10 protein-coding genes, 2 tRNA genes and 3 rRNA genes are annotated in these 20,244 nt (G+C 41.9%); 8 read left to right on the forward strand and 7 right to left on the reverse strand.

The window, feature by feature from the left end:
- Positions 1-30 precede the first annotated feature (30 nt).
- The 8 genes from ACN9MR_RS16830 (at position 31) to ACN9MR_RS16865 (ending at position 11,258) form a co-directional block, all read left to right on the forward strand.
- Complete coding sequence (locus ACN9MR_RS16830; RefSeq protein ID WP_426325324.1) at positions 31-1,878, forward strand: SPOR domain-containing protein; 1,848 nt, start codon at positions 31-33, stop codon at positions 1,876-1,878.
- On the forward strand, positions 1,878-2,582 hold the full coding sequence (locus tag ACN9MR_RS16835) for a MotA/TolQ/ExbB proton channel family protein (RefSeq protein ID WP_029279915.1): 705 nt from the start codon (positions 1,878-1,880) through the stop codon (positions 2,580-2,582). Before ACN9MR_RS16830 ends, ACN9MR_RS16835 begins: the two co-directional genes overlap by 1 nt.
- Complete coding sequence (locus ACN9MR_RS16840) at positions 2,582-2,983, forward strand: ExbD/TolR family protein (RefSeq protein WP_131032034.1); 402 nt, start codon at positions 2,582-2,584, stop codon at positions 2,981-2,983. The genes ACN9MR_RS16835 and ACN9MR_RS16840 overlap by 1 nt, the downstream gene beginning before the upstream one ends.
- On the forward strand, positions 2,983-3,822 hold the full coding sequence (locus ACN9MR_RS16845) for an energy transducer TonB (RefSeq protein ID WP_426325327.1): 840 nt from the start codon (positions 2,983-2,985) through the stop codon (positions 3,820-3,822). Before ACN9MR_RS16840 ends, ACN9MR_RS16845 begins: the two co-directional genes overlap by 1 nt.
- A gap of 299 nt (positions 3,823-4,121) precedes the next feature.
- The gene (locus ACN9MR_RS16850) at positions 4,122-5,411 is read left to right on the forward strand and encodes a bifunctional folylpolyglutamate synthase/dihydrofolate synthase (RefSeq protein WP_426325329.1); all 1,290 of its coding nucleotides are present in this window, start codon (positions 4,122-4,124) and stop codon (positions 5,409-5,411) included.
- 67 nt (positions 5,412-5,478) lie between these two features.
- The gene (gene pafA, locus ACN9MR_RS16855) at positions 5,479-7,137 is read left to right on the forward strand and encodes an alkaline phosphatase PafA (protein WP_426325331.1); all 1,659 of its coding nucleotides are present in this window, start codon (positions 5,479-5,481) and stop codon (positions 7,135-7,137) included.
- A 228-nt stretch (positions 7,138-7,365) separates the two neighbouring features.
- A complete protein-coding gene (locus ACN9MR_RS16860) occupies positions 7,366-7,734 on the forward strand; it encodes a VOC family protein (RefSeq protein WP_426325333.1) in 369 nt (122 codons plus the stop codon).
- A gap of 128 nt (positions 7,735-7,862) precedes the next feature.
- Entirely contained in the window at positions 7,863-11,258 is a 3,396-nt protein-coding gene (locus ACN9MR_RS16865) for a methylmalonyl-CoA mutase family protein (RefSeq protein WP_426325335.1), read from the forward strand.
- A gap of 59 nt (positions 11,259-11,317) precedes the next feature.
- Here the strand turns inward: ACN9MR_RS16865 and ACN9MR_RS16870 are convergent, their stop codons facing one another.
- The 7 genes from ACN9MR_RS16870 to ACN9MR_RS16900 form a co-directional block, all read right to left on the reverse strand.
- Positions 11,318-12,298, reverse strand: a complete 981-nt coding sequence (locus tag ACN9MR_RS16870; protein WP_426325337.1) for an acyl-ACP desaturase — start codon at positions 12,296-12,298, stop codon at positions 11,318-11,320.
- 583 nt (positions 12,299-12,881) lie between these two features.
- Positions 12,882-12,993, reverse strand: a 5S ribosomal RNA gene (rrf, locus tag ACN9MR_RS16875).
- A 130-nt stretch (positions 12,994-13,123) separates the two neighbouring features.
- Positions 13,124-16,000, reverse strand: a 23S ribosomal RNA gene (locus ACN9MR_RS16880).
- A 412-nt stretch (positions 16,001-16,412) separates the two neighbouring features.
- Positions 16,413-16,486: transfer RNA gene (locus tag ACN9MR_RS16885), tRNA-Ala, on the reverse strand.
- Positions 16,487-16,504: 18 nt separating this feature from the next.
- A tRNA-Ile gene (locus ACN9MR_RS16890) sits at positions 16,505-16,579 on the reverse strand.
- Between the two features lie 252 nt (positions 16,580-16,831).
- Positions 16,832-18,353: ribosomal RNA gene (locus tag ACN9MR_RS16895) — 16S ribosomal RNA — on the reverse strand.
- The 16S, 23S and 5S rRNA genes sit together here with 2 tRNA genes alongside, the layout of an rRNA operon.
- Positions 18,354-19,352: 999 nt before the next feature.
- On the reverse strand, positions 19,353-20,219 hold the full coding sequence (locus tag ACN9MR_RS16900) for a DUF808 domain-containing protein (protein WP_426325339.1): 867 nt from the start codon (positions 20,217-20,219) through the stop codon (positions 19,353-19,355).
- Positions 20,220-20,244 lie beyond the last annotated feature (25 nt).

Below are 20,244 nucleotides of genomic sequence, written 5' to 3' on the forward strand. Positions count from 1 at the left end.
TTTTAATTTTAAACGCTTAATTTTACCCGAATGGATATCTTATCATACCTGTTAGAACTTTTGCAGCAACGCAAAGAAGTTGGTATTACCGGCTTGGGCACCTTTTATAAAAAAAAATACCCAGGAAGATACGATAAGGAAAAACAAACGTTTTTGCCTCCTGGATATACGCTGCAATTTTCAGCGGAATTACCCGAAGAAGACGCTTTAGCCAATTTCATTTCAGCTAAAACAAACATCACCACGGAAGATGCCCGCAATCATATTGCCCAGTTTGTTGAAGAAGTAAATCAAAAATTAGAATTAGACCATGAGGCTGAGTTGCAAAATACTGGTCGTTTATTTTTTACCGAACAAGGATTAGGTTTCGAACCGGTTAAAAACATGAACTATGGTTCTGAATTTTATGGACTTCCGTCATTAGCAGAAACCGCAATTGAGGAAATAAAAACCGATTCGCCTCAACAAGAGGAGGAGGTGTACGATGAAATTGCTGAAGCACCAGTGGTACCATCACCATTTGAGAATAAATCATACCGGGCTCCGGTAATCGAAAATGTAGAACTGGATGAAGTTAAAGATGATCTTAAAAATACTTTAAAGCATACGGAAAACGCTTCAAAAGAAATCACCGAAGCGCCTGAGTTTATCAAAGAACAGCACGAGGAACATCCAAACCGTTTTGGTCATACGCCAGAATCGGAAGCAGAAAATAGCGCTGCTGAGCAACATGTGATTGAAACACCTGAATCTGCTAAAGCACAAGAAGAAATAGAAGAAGTAGCAAATACGATTGAAGAAGTATCAGAAGTTGAAAATATTGCCACTGAACAACCTGCTATTGAAACGCCTGAATCAGATGAAACACAAGAAGAAATAGAAGAAGTAGCAAATGCGACTGAAGAAGTAGAAGTTCCTGAATCAATTGTAGCACAGCACGAAGAGCATCCAGATCGCTTTGGTCATACGCCAGAATCGGAAGTAGAAAATATCGCTGCCGAACATCAGACAATTGAAACACCTGAATCTGATGATGTGCAGGACGAAGTAATTGCTACAGAAAACACCTCAGCACCTGAAGAAATCAATACCGTGGAGGTACCAGAAACGATTGTCCCACAAACTGAACCTTCGAGCCGTTTTTCGCTTAGGTCGGAAATCGAGGAACCTAAAACATATATCAATTTAGAAGACGAAACTAAAAAAGAAGAACCTGTAATTGAAGCCCCAGCATTTATAAAAGAGCAACATGCAGAGCATCCTAATCGTTTTGGTCACGACCCAATTGAACATGGAGACGAAACGCGACAAGGTATGTCAACCTGGTTGATGATTACAATTGCAGTGTTAGCTTTGGCTGTTATTGCAGCGATAACCTATTTGGTTAAACCAGAATTATTTACAGGTGAAACAACTGAAGCTGTAAAGCCTGCACAATTAATTATCGATTCGCCAAAGGTTGTTGTTGATACCCTAAAAGCAAAACAGGATTCAATAGCTAAAACAGATAGTATTTTAAAAGCCAATCAGGTTCAGAAAAACGCCGATACGGTAAAAAAAACAGAGGCAAAACCTGTTGTTAAACCTACTGTAGAAACTCCAAAAGAAAATAAAATTGTACCAAACACTGGTCCTTCTACGTTTTACGTTATTGCAGCATCTTTTCAATCAGAGAAAAAAGCACTTGTGTTTATTAAGCAAATGGAAAAAATCGGTTTAAATGCCGAAATCGCAAAAGTACCTGGCCGTTTAAAAAAGGTAAGTATAGCGAGTTTCACATCTGAAAAGGAAGCTAAAGAACAGAAAGATATTTTACAGAAAAAACTAAAAGGAAAAGGATATTTCGTACAACAAAAATCTAACAACACACAACCATAATGATAACTTTATTAATTCAGGACACCACACAAGCATTACAAGACACAGCAAATGCGGTTAATCAAGCAGTAACACAACCACAGCCAGAACTACATTTTATCGATCTGCTTTTTAAAGGCGGCTGGGTAATGGTTCCATTGGCTTTTTTAGCTTTGTTAGCCTTAGTTATTTTCTTTGAACGTTATTTAACCATTAAAAAAGCAACTAAAGACGAATCTAACCTAATGGGTCAGATCAGGTCTTATATCCAATCGGGAAATTTAGAGGGCGCAATGTCGCTTTTAAGAAATAATAACTCTCCACTTTCGCGCATGTTGCAAAAAGGTTTAAAACGTATTGGTCGCCCAATTAAAGATATTGAAGGTGCAATTGAAAACGTTGGTAAATTAGAAGTTTCTAAATTAGAAAAGAACATCAGTATATTGGGTATTGTTGCAGGTATTGCGCCAATGCTTGGTTTCGTAGGTACAATTGTGGGGGTAATTACCATTTTCCATCAGGTGTCAATTAAAGGAGCAATTGAAATCGGAACCATTTCTGGCGGTTTGTACACCAAAATGATTACTTCTGCAACCGGATTAATTATTGGTATTATCGCTTACGTGCTCTATCACATTTTAAACATTATGGTTGAAAAAATCATCCTTAAAATGGAAACCGATGCAATTGATTTTATTGATTTACTAGAAGAACCAGGCAAATAATGAATTTACGCAAAAGAACAAAAGGATCGGTAGAAGTACATACTTCAGCGTTGAACGATATTATGTTCTTCCTGATGCTGTTTTTCCTATTGGCCTCTGCAGTGGTAAATCCTACGGTGGTTAAATTATTGTTGCCACAATCATCAAGCGGGCAGCAATCTACAGCGAAGAAAGCAGTTACGGTTACGATAGACGAAAACCTTAAATATTTCGTTGAAAAAAAACCAGTTAGCATAGAAGAATTACAACCAACATTAGAAGCATACCAGAAACTGGCACCAGATATGACCATTCTTTTATATGTATCGCGTAACGTGACTTATCAGGATGGATTTGTGGTAAACGATATTGCCAATAAATTAAAATTAAAACTTGTTGTAGCCGTTGAGCCTAAAAAATAATGAACTACAAAGCACAAAACGTACCTAACGAGGAAAATAATTACCCTAAGGCCATTGCCATAGCAAGCGGAATTATGGGCTTTTTATTATTGATCAGCTTTTTTATCGTGATTGGTTCTTTCCAGCCACCTGAAGAAGTAGGTATGGGTGGTATGGTTGTAAATTATGGAACTTCTGCTGAAGGAATGGGCGATGATTATACCAGTATTGAAGAGCCATCGGCAGATCCAAATGCCAATGGTAAAGCGCCTGATAAGGTAACGCCGGAAGAAAAAGTGACCCCAACCACCTCTACCGAAAATACTGAAAAGGAAATTCAGACACAAAATACGGAAGATGCCATTGCCGTAAATACCAAACCTACAAAACCGACTACTGCGGCACCAACTCCGGTAACTGAAGATAAGCCATCTAAACCGGTAATTAATCAAAACGCACTTTACAAAGGCAAAAAGAATACCGGTCAAGGCCAGGGAGATGGAACCGGAAAAACGCCTGGTAACCAAGGCGATAAAGATGGCGATCCATTAGCTTCTAACTATGGAGATGGTGGTTCTGGAAATGGCAATGTACAATTATCATTAGCGAGCAGAAAATTCATCGATATCCCAAGGATACAGGATGATGGACAAAGCGCAGGAAAAATTGCCGTTCAAATCCGAGTAGATAAAAATGGTAAAGTGGTTCAGGCCCGTGCAGGCGCAAAAGGTACTACCTTATCTGATTTAGCACTTTGGCGGAAGTGTGAACAAGCTGTATTAGGTTCGAGTTTAAACAAATTGGAATCAGCACCCGATGTACAAACCGGAATTGTAATATTCAACTTTAAAGTGAAATAAAAAAATATCCATGGTATGTATTATTTGTGCTGTCAGATATTACTATCTGACACAAGACTTATTTCAGATCTAGTAATCTATAATCAGACTTTTCAACAACAATTATTTACCGTTTAAATCTTGTTACCAGTCAGATGGTAACATCTGACTGCACATCTACCATGATCTGTGTCTCAAAGGCCATTAAAATAAATTAAAGACTTCCGAAGTTTCCCCAACACAAGCCAGCAAAACTTCGGAAGAAATCTTTCTCATTTCATTTCATAATAACTTAAGTCAACTTATATTTGACGCATATTATGAACTACCAACAAACGCTTGTTTTTTTATACAGTAAACTCCCGATGTTTACCCGCGTTGGCGCATCTGCTTTCAAAAAAGATTTAACCAATACGATCATCCTTTGCGAAGCCCTGGGCAATCCACAGGATAAATTTAAAAGTATCCATGTGGCGGGTACGAACGGAAAGGGCTCTACCTCGCACATGCTGGCTTCGGTACTGCAATCGCAAGGATATAAAACTGGATTGTACACCTCTCCTCATTTGAAAGATTTCCGCGAGCGCATCCGCATTAACGGAAAAATGATGAGTAAAACTGAAGTTGTATCGTTCGTAAAAGGTCAACAAAAATTGATCGAAAAAACCGAGCCTTCCTTTTTCGAGGTAACCGTTGCCATGGCATTTGATCATTTTGCCAAACAGGAGGTTGATGTGGCCGTAATTGAAGTAGGTTTAGGCGGAAGGTTAGATTCGACCAACATTATTACCCCGCAAATTTCGGTCATCACTAATATCAGCCTCGATCACATGAATATGCTAGGCAATACAATTGCAGAAATTGCTGGCGAAAAAGCAGGTATCATTAAAAAGAATATCCCAGTCGTTATTGGCGAAACACAAGCAGAATCTGCTCCGGTTTTTATCAGTAAGGCAAAAGAAATAGGTGCGCCAATTGTTTTTGCTGATGCCGTATTAACCGCTCAGGATTTTAAGATCAGGAACAATAAACTTTCCCTATCTGTTTATCAGAAAGGGGAAATCAAATACAAAAATCTTCGAAGCGATCTTACCGGCATTTATCAGCACAAAAATATTTTAACGGTTTTAGAAACCCTGGCTGTACTTAACGAGAAAACGGAAATTAAAACCGATCAGTCAAGTATCTATAAAGGGCTAAATCTGGTTAAAAAACAAACAGGTTTACAGGGGCGTTGGCAAACATTGAGCAGAAATCCATTGGTGATCTGCGATACCGGCCATAATGAAGCTGGCATTGCCGAGGTGATTAAAAACATCACACAAACCCCTTATCAAAACCTACATATTGTTTTTGGCATGGTTAAAGACAAAGATATTTCGAAAGTTTTATCCATGATGCCGAAAAATGCGACATATTATTTCTGCAAGCCAGATTTAGAACGCGGTTTAGCAGCAGATGAACTTAAAGAACAGGCGGCAACATTTAATCTAAATGGTAACAGTTTTGCATCAGTAGCCGAAGCAAAAGAAAAGGCCATACAATCTGCCGATCAAAAAGATCTGGTTTTTATTGGTGGAAGTACATTTGTAGTAGCAGAAGCGATATAAAATCTTTACACAAACTTCAAAGTAGCTTTACCTAAATTTATTACTTTAGCCCTTTAACTAAAACACAATGAAGAAAATATCCTGTCTAATCTTTTCCATTTCTATTTTTTCGATCGCACTCACCTCAGCCCAGACTAAAAAACCTTCCACAACACAACCTAAAGCATTCCCTGCCGAGGTGGCACGCCCGAAATTGGTGGTTGGCTTAGTGGTTGATCAAATGCGTTGGGATTACTTATATCGCTACTATAACCGCTATACCAATGGTGGCTTTAAAAGATTAATCAACGAAGGTTTTTCTGTAGAAAATACATTTATTCCTTATACTCCTACATATACCGCTTGTGGTCATACTTGCATCTACACAGGTTCAGTTCCGGCTGTTCATGGTATTATCGGTAATGATTGGTACGATCCTGAAACCAAAAAGAATGTGTATTGTACAGAGGATTCTTCTGTATCTACTGTCGGGAGTACCCCTTCTTCTGAAGGAAATATGTCGCCAAAAAATATGCTAACTACTACCATTACCGATGAACTGAGGTTAGCTACGAATTTTAGAGGTAAAGTAATTGGTATTTCATTAAAAGATAGAGGTTCGATCCTTCCGGCAGGCCACGCAGCAAATGCAGCATATTGGTATCAAGGTAGCACGGGAAACTGGATTACCAGTACCTATTACATGAAACAAGTACCAGCCTGGATTGCCGATTACAATAAATTGAAATTAGCAAACAAGTTCTACGCAAAAAACTGGGAAACATTGTATCCAATGAATACCTATGTTAATAGCACAGCAGATGAGAAAGCATATGAAGGTAAATCGAGCACATTCCCTCATCAGCTTACTCAAAATATTGATAAAAATTTCGATGCAATCAGAAGTACGCCTTATGGCAATACCATCACCTTAGATCTTGCCAAATTAGCGATCCTTTCTGAAGATTTAGGTCAAGATAATATCACCGATTTCTTAGCCGTAAGCTGCTCATCTACTGATTATGTTGGTCACGCTTATGGTCCGAACTCAGTAGAAGCAGAAGATACCTATTTGCGTTTGGATAAAGATTTCGAAGAGTTTTTCAACTACCTGGATAAAAAAGTAGGTAAAGGAAACTATACTGTATTTTTAACTGCCGATCATGGTGCTGCTCATGTACCAGGCTTTATGCAAGAGAACAAATTACCTTCGGGCGTAGTAAGTGACCGTGATATCGCAAACAAATTAAATGCTTACTTAAATGATAAATTTAAAGTAAACAATGTGGTTTTAAGATCTCAGAACAACCAGATCATTTTCGATCATGATAAAACCGATAAAGGTGATGTAAGTTTTGATGTAATTAAATCGGCATCTGTAGAATTCTTAAAAAGATTAGACGGTTTCCAAAATGCAGTTGATATTGCTAAAATATCACAAAGCACACTTCAGGAAATTCAGAAAAAAATGATTACAAATGGATACAATGCCCGTAGAAGCGGCGACATCTATTATGTTTTACAACCAAACTGGTTTAACGGTAGCAGCACAGGCACCACGCATGGAAACTGGAACCCATACGATTCGCACATTCCATTGGTTTTTATGGGCTGGGGAATCAAAGCTGGCGCCTCTAATAAAACACATTACATGACCGATATTGCACCAACGCTGGCTGCACTGCTCCATATTCAGATGCCGAATGGTAATGTTGGAGAACCGATCACAGAGATCACAAATAAATAATTTAAAAACTACGCTCACCAGCGTAGTTTTTTTTTGTTTTTACTCAAATCGTCATCTCGACTGGAACGCAGTGTAATGGAGAGATCCGCCTCAATAGATTTAGCTTCGCTGAGCACTACGTGGTTCTCGACTACGTTGCACCCGATAGACATCGGGTCCGCTAGAAATGACGACCTCGTAAAATATCCTACGTGGTAAAAAAATTAGCCATTTTTCTTATTTTAGATCATGTCAACATATACCGCTACCAAACTTACCCCCATGCTCGAGTCGCATGATATGCCAGCCACATTAAAGTTTTATACAGAAGTTTTAAACTTTACCTGTGATGTAAAACTTGACGACCTCAGCTGGTTAACCCTCTGCAAAGACGAGATAGAAATCATGTTCTGTTCCCCTAATGCGCATCGCAATATCCCTAAATCAATCATGAGCGGTTCACTTTACATCAATACAAACGAGGTGGCTACACTTTGGGAAAGTTTAAAAGATCGCTGTAAAATCTGTTACCCGCTCGAAGATTTCGACTATGGTATGAGAGAATTTGCCATTTACGACAATAACGGCTATTTACTGCAATTCGGGCAGGATTTATAGCTGAACCAAAAGCCATAACGGTATAGGGTATTCGCTATTTAAACTGCTTATTTTAGTACATTTGCATACCAAATATATTTGGACAAGGATTGGCTTTTTGAGCACACTGATCCTTTAAATCCTATCGTATGCAACAAGTAGAAATCTATAAGCCCAAAAATAAAATCCGTTTTGTAACCGCTGCTTCCCTTTTCGACGGACATGATGCAACTATTAACATCATGCGCCGTATTCTCCAGTCTTCAGGTGCTGAAGTTATTCATCTTGGCCATAACAGGTCGGTTGATGAAGTGGTAAACTGTGCCATTCAGGAAGATGTTCAGGGCATTGCAATGACTTCCTATCAAGGCGGGCACATTGAATACTTTAAATACATGTACGATCTCTTGCAAGAAAGGGGATCAGGTCACATTAAAATATTTGCTGGTGGCGGCGGCGTAATCTTACCTTCAGAGATAGAAGAACTCCAGGCTTACGGAATTTCTAAAATCTACTCTCCAGATGATGGCCGTAAGATGGGTTTGCAGGGCATGATCAATGATATGCTGATCCAAACCGATTTCATCACCAAAGCCAGTATTACTAACGAGCTCGAAACCATTCCTACAAAAGATATTAAAGCCATTGCCGGGGCCATTACCGTTGCAGAAAATGATCCCGAAGGTGCACAAAAATTTGTAGATGAATTAAAAAAACTATCCAAAAACAATACTGCTCCTATTTTAGGCATCACCGGAACAGGCGGAGCTGGAAAATCATCACTGGTAGATGAGCTTGTACGCCGTTTCCTCGTAGAAGTGAAAGATAAAACCCTAGCGATTATCTCTGTCGATCCTTCCAAAAGAAAAACAGGTGGTGCTTTATTGGGCGATCGTATCCGGATGAATGCCATCAATAACCCAAGGGTTTACATGCGTTCTTTGGCCACCCGGCAGGCCAACCTTGCGTTATCTAAAAACGTTCAGGAAAGTATTGATATCTGTAAAGCTGCAGGTTATGATTTAATCATTGTAGAAACCTCTGGAATTGGCCAATCTGATACCGAAATTACCGAACACTGCGATGTTTCCCTATATGTAATGACCCCTGAATTTGGTGCAGCTACACAATTGGAGAAAATCGACATGTTGGATTTTGCTGATCTGGTAGCCATTAACAAATTTGATAAAAGAGGTGCTTTAGATGCCTTGCGCGATGTACGCAAGCAATACAAGCGCAACCACAATATTTTCGATGCCAAGGATGATGAAATTCCTGTTTATGGCACCATGGCTTCGCAATTTAACGATCCGGGTATGAACAACCTATTTGTGGCCTTAATGGAACAGATCAAGTTAAAAACCGGAACAGATTTTAAGGCCAAAATGGAATTAACGGCTGATCAATCAGAGAAGATTTACATCATCCCCCCCGATCGCATCCGCTATTTGGCAGAAATTGCCGAAGCAAGCCAAACCTACAACGAATGGGTAGATAAACAGGCAACTATAGCTAGAAAAATGTACCAATTGAAAGGTGTAATTGATTTACTAAGTGATAATAATTCCCCTGTCATAGAAGGGTGTCCACAGGAGGTGATATTAACAAACTTAAATGCAACCTACACTTTCTTCGAAGAACAACTAGATGGAGAATGCAAACGTTTATTGCGCCAGTGGCCTGATACCAAAAGGGCTTATAAAGAGGAATTTTTTATTTATAAAGTCCGCGATAAAGAGATCAAACAACCCTTATTTTACGAATCACTTTCGAAACTAAATATCCCAAAAGTATCTTTGCCAAGATATGAAGATTGGGGCGATATTTTAAGATGGTTGCTAACCGAAAACCTTCCAGGTGAGTTTCCTTATGCTGCAGGTGTATTCCCACTAAAAAGAGAAGGAGAAGATCCTACACGGATGTTTGCCGGAGAAGGTGGCCCGGAAAGAACGAATAAGCGTTTTCACTATGTTTCTTTAGGTCAGCCCGCGCACCGCTTATCTACCGCTTTTGATTCTGTTACCCTTTATGGCGAAGATCCACATATCAGACCGGATATTTATGGAAAAATCGGAAATTCTGGTGTAAGCATTGCCACTTTAGATGATGCTAAAAAATTGTATTCGGGTTTTGATCTTTGTGCCCCGTCTACTTCGGTATCCATGACCATTAATGGGCCAGCGCCGATGTTACTGGGCTTTTTCATGAATGCTGCAATCGATCAGCAATGCGAAAAGTATATTATCGAAAATGATTTAACAGAAGAAGTCCAGGCCAAAATTGATTCAATCTATAAAGCAAAAAATATACCGCGACCAACCTATAATGGTGCTTTACCAGAAGGAAATAATGGCTTGGGTTTAATGCTCTTGGGGCTTACCGGAGATCAGGTTTTACCTGCCGATATTTATGCTAACATAAGAGCTAAAGCGATCAGTTCGGTTAGAGGAACCGTTCAGGCCGATATTTTAAAGGAAGATCAGGCACAAAATACCTGTATTTTCTCTACCGAATTTGCCTTAAGGATGATGGGCGATATCCAGAAATATTTCATCGATGAAAAAGTGAGGAATTTCTACTCGGTATCCATTTCGGGTTATCATATTGCAGAAGCGGGTGCTAATCCCATCTCGCAACTTGCATTTACACTAAGTAATGGATTTACCTTTGTTGAATATTATTTGAGCAGAGGCATGCACATCGATGATTTTGCCCCTAACCTTTCTTTCTTCTTCTCCAATGGAATTGATCCGGAATACGCCGTTATCGGTCGCGTAGCCAGAAGGATATGGGCTAAAGCCATCAAAAACAAATACAAGGGAAATGATCGCTCACAGAAGCTTAAATACCACATACAAACTTCCGGCCGTTCGTTACATGCCCAGGAAATCGACTTTAATGATATCCGCACTACTTTACAGGCCCTTTATGCCATTTACGACAACTGTAATTCGCTACATACCAATGCTTACGATGAAGCCATTACGACGCCTACAGAAGAGTCGGTTCGCAGAGCCATGGCTATCCAATTGATTATCAACAGAGAATTAGGACTTGCTAAGAATGAAAATCCTTTACAAGGAGCTTTCATCATCGAAGAATTAACTGATCTGGTAGAAGATGCTGTTCTTGCAGAATTCAAACGCATCAACGATCGTGGTGGTGTTTTAGGTGCGATGGAAACGATGTACCAGCGTGGAAAAATCCAGGAAGAAAGTCTGTATTACGAAACGCTTAAACATACAGGCGAATATCCGATTGTTGGCGTAAACACATTTTTAAATAAAAATGGTTCTCCTACCATTGTTCCCGGAGAAGTGATCCGCGCTACAGAAGAAGAAAAACAATATCAGATTTCGGCATTGCAAAAATTTCAGGACCGTAATGCAGACCGTGCACCAGATTTCTTAAAACAACTTCAAAAATCGGCTATTGCCGGCAACAACATCTTCGAACAGCTCATGGAGGTTTGTAAGATATGTTCATTAGGCCAGATCAGCAAGGCACTTTACGAAGTTGGCGGCCAATACAGAAGAAACATGTAATAAAAAAGCCCTTATCAAATTGATAAGGGCTCATATAATTTTAATTAAGATTCAAATATTTAACCAGCAATCCAGCTAAATTTATAATCAATAGTTGGGTTTTTCATTCTTTCGGCAACACGTAATAAACGCGAAGGTAAAGCCATAATATAATCGCGGGCTTTTTCACCAGCTTCATTTAAATCGCGCATACCTTCAATCTTCCAGTCTTCAATTAACTGCTGCATAATTTCAACATAATCAACCGCAGTATAAACACCTAAACGTTGTGCGGCATCTGTAAAGTGACCAAAAGTTTGGCCAATTTTTAAACCTACCTCACGTAAGAAATGCGCGGGCATTACAATTTTCTTGCGCATCATATCTTCAAAAGCCAACATTGCTTCGTTAGGATCCACTTCAAAAATACGGTTCATGAAATCTTTATATGCTTTTGCATGTCTGGCCTCGTCTGATGCAATTACACCACACATTCTAGACAATAAGGTATCACCGTCTTTTTTAGCCAAAGAAGCTACCCTTCTGTGCGATACATTGGTAGCCAATTCTTGAAAAGATGTATAGATAAAGTTACGATATGGATCATGCCCGGTACCAATATCGAAACCATCAGCGATAAGATATTGTGTTGAGATTTCCATTTGGCGCATATCAACACGACCTGATAAGTATAAATATTTATTTAACAAGTCACCATGACGGTTTTCTTCTGCAGTCCAATGACGAACCCATTTCATCCAGCCACCTTCCTCGTCCCTGCTATGTCCATCAACCATGGCCAACCACGATTCGTATGTTGGTAAAGCTTCTTCAGTAATGGTATCGCCAATTAAAACGGCTACTAAATCGTAAGAAAGATCTTTTGCGTTATCCCTCAAAATTCTCACATCTTGATAAAATGTTTCACTAGTAGAATCTGGTAAAAAATCAGAAGGTTGCCAGTTGGTATCGATTGGTTTCAAATAAGTTCCCATCGACTCCAGCATATATTTTTCAATATGCAACATTACTTCCCTTCTTTTATCTGCAAAAAAACTCATTACTTATACTTATATTTTTGTTAAAAACAAAGATAACCAAATATTGTGGCAAACCTTATCATATTAACATATTTAGCACGAAATCAGTTTTAAATGTAGCTGAAATTATCAACATTGGCACAAATGGTTTTATTTATTATACACAAAGCGTTTATGGAATAATATATATCGCTTACTCATGGGTTTATTATTAGGAGCGCAATGGCAGTGACATATAGGCTGGGTTCGGTCCTGCTGTCCGCTGCAATCTTTTTGGATATCCGAGTTGATCAACAATATACCTTTACCCAAAAAGGATTTACGCTGCCATCAGGGCTATTGAACATGGGCCAGTATTGTAAACTCAAGCGGGGATCAGCGTAATCTGCGGGAACAGGCCCTTAACTTTTCTTAACTCCTTAATGGTTAAAAAATCATTGTATGCCCTATTTATCACTAAGGAATTAAGGACATTAAGAATAGACAAGCTTAAACAATTCCTTAATCTCCATACATTAATGTTGGAAAAAATGAGCTGTACAGAACAGAATGGCCGTAAACCAAGAAAACCCTTCAACATTGCTGTTAAAGGGTTTCTTTTAAGATCTGGCACCGACCTACTCTCCCACGTGTTACCGCAGTACCATCGGCTCTGGTGGGCTTAACTTCTCTGTTCGGAATGGGAAGAGGTGGACACCACCGATATAGGCACCTGAATATTTTATTGAGGTAGAAGGTGGAGGGTTGTAGGGTATAAGGTTCACCCTTATGCCTATCTGCCTTTCGCCTTAAACCTTAAACAGTATTGAAAGAAGTTATTATGAAGAACAAACAACAGTCTGTTTGCTTTGAAAGCTTCGGATGATTAGTACTACTCGACTGTGGTGTCACCACCTTTACATCTGTAGCCTATCAACGTAGTAGTCTGCTACGGTCCTATATGGAATTCTCATCTCGTGGCTAGTTTCGCACTTAGATGCTTTCAGCGCTTATCTATTCCCAGCGTAGCTACTCTGCAATGCCCCTGGCGGAACAACAGATTCACTAGAGGCTGGTCCAACCCGGTCCTCTCGTACTAAGGTCAGCCCCACTCAAAATTCCTACGCCCACAACAGATAGGGACCGAACTGTCTCGCGACGTTCTGAACCCAGCTCGCGTGCCACTTTAATCGGCGAACAGCCGAACCCTTGGGACCTTCTCCAGCCCCAGGATGTGACGAGCCGACATCGAGGTGCCAAACCTCCCCGTCGATATGAGCTCTTGGGGGAGATCAGCCTGTTATCCCCAGCGTACCTTTTATCCTTTGAGCGATGGCCCTTCCATGCAGAACCACCGGATCACTATATCCGTCTTTCGACCCTGATCGACTTGTCTGTCTCACAGTCAAGCAAGCTTATGCTATTGCACTCCGCGTACGGTTACCAAGCGTACTGAGCTTACCTTTGAAAGCCTCCGTTACCTTTTTGGAGGCGACCACCCCAGTCAAACTACCCATCAAACAATGTCTCCCCCATGAGGGGATTAGACACCGAATACAGAAAGGGTGGTATTTCAACGTTGGCTCCACGACGCCTAGCGACGCCGCTTCAAAGCCTCCCACCTATCCTACACATCCTGTATCCAATGTCAATGTTAAATTGTAGTGAAGGTGCATGGGGTCTTTCCGTCCCGTTGCGGGTACCCGGCGTCTTCACCGGGACCACAATTTCACCGAGCTCATGGCTGAGACAGCGCCCAGATCGTTACACCATTCGTGCAGGTCGGAACTTACCCGACAAGGAATTTCGCTACCTTAGGACCGTTATAGTTACGGCCGCCGTTTACTGGGGCTTCGATTCAATGCTTCTCCTTGCGGATGACATCCCCTCTTAACCTTCCAGCACCGGGCAGGTGTCAGGCCTTATACCTCATCTTTCGATTTTGCAAAGCCATGTGTTTTTGTTAAACAGTCGCCTGGGCCTTTTCACTGCGGCTGACATTGCTGCCAGCGCCCCTTCTCCCGAAGTTACAGGGCCATTTTGCCGAGTTCCTTAGCCATGATTCACTCGAGCACCTTAGAATCCTCTTCCCGGATACCTGTGTCGGTTTGCGGTACGGGTTTTTATAACCTGAAGCTTAGCGGTTTTTCTTGGAAGTCTGATTACCTGCGCTATCCGCTTACCCGAAGGCTTGCGGTACTATCGACTTTCAGCTAGATCGGCGGATTTGCCTACCGTTCTAATACCTACTGTCTTTAACGATCTATTCCGTCAGATCGCGGCAGTGTCACTACTCCGTCCCCACATCGCAGTTATAAAAAGTACTGGAATATTAACCAGTTGTCCATCGAATTTCCCCTTCGGGTTCTCCTTAGGTCCCGACTGACCCTGATCCGATTAGCGTTGATCAGGAAACCTTATCCTTTCGGTGGGCGGGTTTCTCTCCCGCCTTATCGTTACTTATGCCTACATTTGCTTTTCTAGAAGCTCCAGCACCCATTACCAGATACCTTCGCTGCCGCTAGAATGCTCCCCTACCGATATATTTCAATCCCATAGCTTCGGTGTACAGTTTAATGCCCGTTTATTATCCATGCCCGATCGCTCGACTAGTGAGCTGTTACGCACTCTTTAAATGAATGGCTGCTTCCAAGCCAACATCCTAGCTGTCTGTGCAATCGGACCTCGTTAGTTCAACTTAACTGTAACTTGGGGACCTTAGCTGATGGTCTGGGTTCTTTCCCTCTCGGCGCGTGACCTTAGCACCCCGCGCCTCACTGCAGACCATATTTCATAGCATTCGGAGTTTGTCTGGATTTGGTAGGATTTGACTCCCCCGCACCCAATCAGTAGCTCTACCTCTATGAAACTTAATGTCCACGCTGTTCCTAAAAACATTTCGGGGAGTACGAGCTATTTCCCAGTTTGATTAGCCTTTCACCCCTACCCACAGATCATCCGGAAACTTTTCAACGTTTATCGGTTCGGTCCTCCAGTACGTGTTACCGCACCTTCAACCTGTCCATGGGTAGATCACAAGGTTTCGCGTCTACCCCCTCTGACTATACGCCCTGTTCAGACTCGCTTTCGCTTCGGATCCGTGCCTGAAGCACTTAACCTTGCCAGAGAGGAGTAACTCGTAGGCTCATTATGCAAAAGGCACGCCGTCACACCACTTGGATGCTCCGACCGCTTGTAAGTACACGGTTTCAGGTTCTATTTCACTCCCCTGTTCGGGGTTCTTTTCACCTTTCCCTCACGGTACTGGTTCACTATCGGTCTCTCAGGAGTATTTAGCCTTACCGGATGGTGCCGGCAGATTCCCACAAGGCGTCTCCGACCTCGCGGTACTCAGGATACTGCTAGGCCAGCATTCTATACGTGTACCGGGCTATCACCGTGTATCGCTGGGCTTCCCATCCCATTCCACTTCTGTTTGCTGATGCCATGTTGCAGTCCTACAACCCCCACTTTGCCGTAACAAGGTAGGTTTGGGCTCTTTCCCTTTCGCTCGCCACTACTTAGGAAATCATTGTTATTTTCTCTTCCTCTGCTTACTTAGATGTTTCAGTTCGGCAGGTTTGCTCATTATATGTGACTAGTCTTCAACTAGCCGGGTTGCCCCATTCGGAAATCTTCGGATCAGTTCCTATTTGCAAATACCCGAAGCTTATCGCAGCTTATCACGTCCTTCATCGCCTCTGAGAGCCAAGGCATCCCCCGTGTACTCTTTATTACTTTCTTCTACTCATACGCCTTTTGCGCCGTATGGTATGCTTTTTTTGCTCTTGTCATGATGTCTCATACCTGTTGGTCGATTGCTCTTCCTTCAAGCGAGCACAAACACAACAGTCGCCTATTGTTGTTTGCTCTTCTTTTTTAACTTCTTCCAATATGTCAAAGAACTTTACCAAGGTTAAGGTAGAGGGTATAAAGGCTGGGGGTTTCATTGTCCCCGGCCTAAGCCTTTAGCTTATCCTAGTTAGTAAAAAACTGCGGTCTCGAACCGTTTCAGATGTTTTCTTAGTTACATCTGTGCCCCGTGGCGTTTCTTCTTAATCTTTATGTCAATGTATATCACCGATCCCGGTAATCTCTGTAATGCCGTGTTTTTTGAAAGCTTTCAGCTTTGGTCTTTAAGCTTTATGCTCAAAAGTGGAGAATAACGGAGTCGAACCGTTGACCTCCTGCGTGCAAGGCAGGCGCTCTAGCCAGCTGAGCTAATCCCCCAAAAGGATCTTCAATGTGTAGTCCCGTCCAGATTTGAACTGGAGACCCCTACATTATCAGTGTAGTGCTCTAACCAGGCTGAGCTACGGGACTTTGCTTTTCGGCAGCATCTGTATGCAGTATATAGTATCTTACCGCTACCGCTTTCCTTTGCTAACCTCAGCTGATCTCCGTTATGCTGTTGCCATTAGGCTATTGCACACCGTTTCTTCTGGGTGTTTCTTTTTTCTCTTGTGTCTTTTAAAGTAACCGGCATCAGGACTGTCTGCATTTCAGCTTTGGTCTTTCACCTTTTACCTTATTCGAAATATCATGTTGCGTGGCGAGTAGGTGAGTCTACTCCAGAAAGGAGGTATTCCAGCCGCACCTTCCGGTACGGCTACCTTGTTACGACTTAGCCCCAGTTATCGGTTTTACCCTAGGACGCTCCTTGCGGTTACATACTTTAGGTACCCCCAACTTCCATGGCTTGACGGGCGGTGTGTACAAGGCCCGGGAACGTATTCACCGCGTCATTGCTGATACGCGATTACTAGCGAATCCAACTTCATGGGGTCGAGTTGCAGACCCCAATCCGAACTGTGAATGGCTTTGTGAGATTCGCATACCGTTGCCGGCTAGCTGCCCTCTGTACCATCCATTGTAGCACGTGTGTAGCCCCGGACGTAAGGGCCATGATGACTTGACGTCGTCCCCTCCTTCCTCTCTGTTTGCACAGGCAGTCTGTTTAGAGTCCCCATCATTACATGCTGGCAACTAAACATAGGGGTTGCGCTCGTTGCGGGACTTAACCCAACACCTCACGGCACGAGCTGACGACAGCCATGCAGCACCTAGTTTCGTGTGATTGCTCACTCATTTATCTCTAAATGATTCACTAACTTTCAAGCCCGGGTAAGGTTCCTCGCGTATCATCGAATTAAACCACATGCTCCTCCGCTTGTGCGGGCCCCCGTCAATTCCTTTGAGTTTCACTCTTGCGAGCGTACTCCCCAGGTGGAACACTTAACGCTTTCGCTTAGCCGCTGACTGTGTATCGCCAACAGCGAGTGTTCATCGTTTAGGGCGTGGACTACCAGGGTATCTAATCCTGTTTGATCCCCACGCTTTCGTGCCTCAGCGTCAATAAGACCATAGTAAGCTGCCTTCGCAATCGGTGTTCTGAGACATATCTATGCATTTCACCGCTACTTGTCTCATTCCGCCTACCTCTAGTCCATTCAAGCCCATCAGTATCAAGGGCACTGCGATAGTTGAGCTACCGTCTTTCACCCCTGACTTAACAGGCCGCCTACGCACCCTTTAAACCCAATAAATCCGGATAACGCTTGGATCCTCCGTATTACCGCGGCTGCTGGCACGGAGTTAGCCGATCCTTATTCTTCCGGTACATTCAGCTATCTACACGTAGATAGGTTTATTCCCGGATAAAAGCAGTTTACAACCCATAGGGCAGTCTTCCTGCACGCGGCATGGCTGGTTCAGAGTTGCCTCCATTGACCAATATTCCTTACTGCTGCCTCCCGTAGGAGTCTGGTCCGTGTCTCAGTACCAGTGTGGGGGGCCATCCTCTCAGATCCCCTAGTCATCGTCGCCTTGGTGGGCCGTTACCCCGCCAACTAGCTAATGACACGCATGCCCATCTCCGTCCCATAAATGTTTGATCATTGCACTATGCAGTGCTGTGATTTTATGCGGTATTAATCCGGATTTCTCCGGGCTATCCCCCAGATGAAGGTAGGTTGCATACGCGTTACGCACCCGTGCGCCACTTTCTCATCCAGCAAGCTGGATGATATCGTTCGACTTGCATGTATTAGGCCTGCCGCTAGCGTTCATCCTGAGCCAGGATCAAACTCTCCATTGTAAAATGTGTTGTAAGATGCTGACCAGTTTTAACTATTGTTAAAAATAGTCTTCTTTTTTTGTTATGTTGTCTGTTAGACACCACCTTTAAAATAAAGCTATGTAATCATGTACTTTGATCGGTACTCCATTACCTCGCTACGCTACATTGACATCTCTTTTAAGAACTTATCGATCTGGTAAACCTCACGGCCGATCGTTATATATCGTTAAACTTCAGTTACGGAAAGTCTTGTTCGTCCCTCCTGTGTTTCTGTTTATCTCAATCTTTTTTCTGTTACCTTTCCGGCATCCGCCGTTCCGGTTTTTCCCTTTCCTTTCGGTTGGGAGTGCAAAGGTAAGGATCTTTTCTGAAATCACAAATAAAATAAATTTTATTTTTTCATCTTCTTTTCTTCCTTGTTTGCTTTTCAATATGCTGATGTTGATCAGCTTTCCGTCCTTCCGAACCGGGCTGCAAAGGTAGCAATCTTTTCTTCATCCGCAATATTTATTTTAAAATAAATACCGCTCTCCTTATCCCTGTGCCGTCCTTTCAACAAAACCCTTCCTCCGAAGCGGGATGCAAAAGTAGAAAAAATTAACACTATTGCAAAGATTTTTAACAGATTAACCGAAGGCTTGAGATAACTCCATGGTTTTCAACAGGAAAAAATGTTGTTAAGGACAAAACTTTTTGGAAGAATAGCTGTTTAACATTGTCCTGTAAATATTGCAGGTTTTAATAACGTTCAAAATCCGGTTTAATAAAAAGATCCTGAAACAAGTTCAGGATGACGGATCTGCTGGATAAACGCATTAAACTTCCAAAGTTTCGCTTGCACACAGCCCTTAAAACTTCGGAAGACCCTGCCACCTAAACCCGATAGCAGCGGGCATCCCGATTTTTCATCGGGATAAAGCGGATAGCGGGAACAGACCTATATCGTAGCACCAAAACTGCTTTGCTAAAAAAACGACAAACAAAATTAATACCCGCGAATAAAATACTGGCAATTCTTTACTTTTTGACAATAGCTAACAGCTTTTTACCCGCAATTACAACAAACACAGAGGCTAATCCGACGGCTAATCCAAAAACAAATTCTCTAAGAATTGAAGGTAAAGTATAAAGAACATGATGTAGAAAGCCAACATTGTGTGCAAAAATCCCACCTGAAACCAAGATCAGCGCTACCGTTCCTACAACACTTAATATTTTTATTATAACCGGCAAGGAATGAACCAGTAGTTTTCCGATGGATGAAAGTATTCCTTTTTCACCTGAAGCCTTCATTAAACGATATCCAGCATCATCCATCCTTACAATAATGGCTACGATACCATAAACACCGACCGTAGCCAGTATAGCTACAGCTGACACGGTCATAATTTGTATCAATAGTTTTTCTTCGAGTACACTTCCCAAAGCAATAATTACGATTTCTATTGATAAAATAAAATCGGTAATAATAGCAGATTTGATCTTCGCTTTTTCTGCTAGCTCATCCTCCTGTATAACTTCTTTTGCTTCCACATGTGAAGGTTTGGATCGATGCAAGAAATATTCAACAACCTTTTCTACTCCCTCATATGCCAAATATAACCCGCCCAGCACCAAGATCACTTTGATCGCGATCGGGAAAAAGAAATTGAGCAACAGTGCAATGGGAACAATAATAAGTTTGTTCACAAATGATCCCTTGGTAATTGCCCATAGTACCGGCAATTCTCTCGAGGAAAGGAAACCAGTAGATTTTTCTGCATTCACCGCTAAATCATCTCCCAGGATACCCGCAGTCTTCTTGGCCGCTACCTTAGCTGTTACTGCTACATCGTCCATTAAAGCACCTATATCATCCAAAATCGCAAAAAAACCTGAAGCCATATCTAAATCAATTATGCCGCAAAAT

Source organism: Pedobacter sp. R-06 (assembly GCF_049913135.1).
Lineage (GTDB): Bacteria > Bacteroidota > Bacteroidia > Sphingobacteriales > Sphingobacteriaceae > Pedobacter.

Excerpts from the sequence above, each read along its gene's own strand:
- ACN9MR_RS16865 (WP_426325335.1), top strand. The coding sequence starts at position 7,863 with ATGCAACAAGTAGAAATCTATAAGCCCAAAAATAAAATCCGTTTTGTA.
- ACN9MR_RS16840 (WP_131032034.1), top strand. The coding sequence starts at position 2,582 with ATGAATTTACGCAAAAGAACAAAAGGATCGGTAGAAGTACATACTTCA.
- ACN9MR_RS16835 (WP_029279915.1), top strand. The coding sequence starts at position 1,878 with ATGATAACTTTATTAATTCAGGACACCACACAAGCATTACAAGACACA.
- ACN9MR_RS16860 (WP_426325333.1), top strand. The coding sequence starts at position 7,366 with ATGTCAACATATACCGCTACCAAACTTACCCCCATGCTCGAGTCGCAT.
- ACN9MR_RS16870 (WP_426325337.1), bottom strand. The coding sequence starts at position 12,298 with ATGAGTTTTTTTGCAGATAAAAGAAGGGAAGTAATGTTGCATATTGAA.
- ACN9MR_RS16845 (WP_426325327.1), top strand. The coding sequence starts at position 2,983 with ATGAACTACAAAGCACAAAACGTACCTAACGAGGAAAATAATTACCCT.
- ACN9MR_RS16900 (WP_426325339.1), bottom strand. The coding sequence starts at position 20,219 with ATGGCTTCAGGTTTTTTTGCGATTTTGGATGATATAGGTGCTTTAATG.
- ACN9MR_RS16850 (WP_426325329.1), top strand. The coding sequence starts at position 4,122 with ATGAACTACCAACAAACGCTTGTTTTTTTATACAGTAAACTCCCGATG.
- pafA (WP_426325331.1), top strand. The coding sequence starts at position 5,479 with ATGAAGAAAATATCCTGTCTAATCTTTTCCATTTCTATTTTTTCGATC.
- ACN9MR_RS16830 (WP_426325324.1), top strand. The coding sequence starts at position 31 with ATGGATATCTTATCATACCTGTTAGAACTTTTGCAGCAACGCAAAGAA.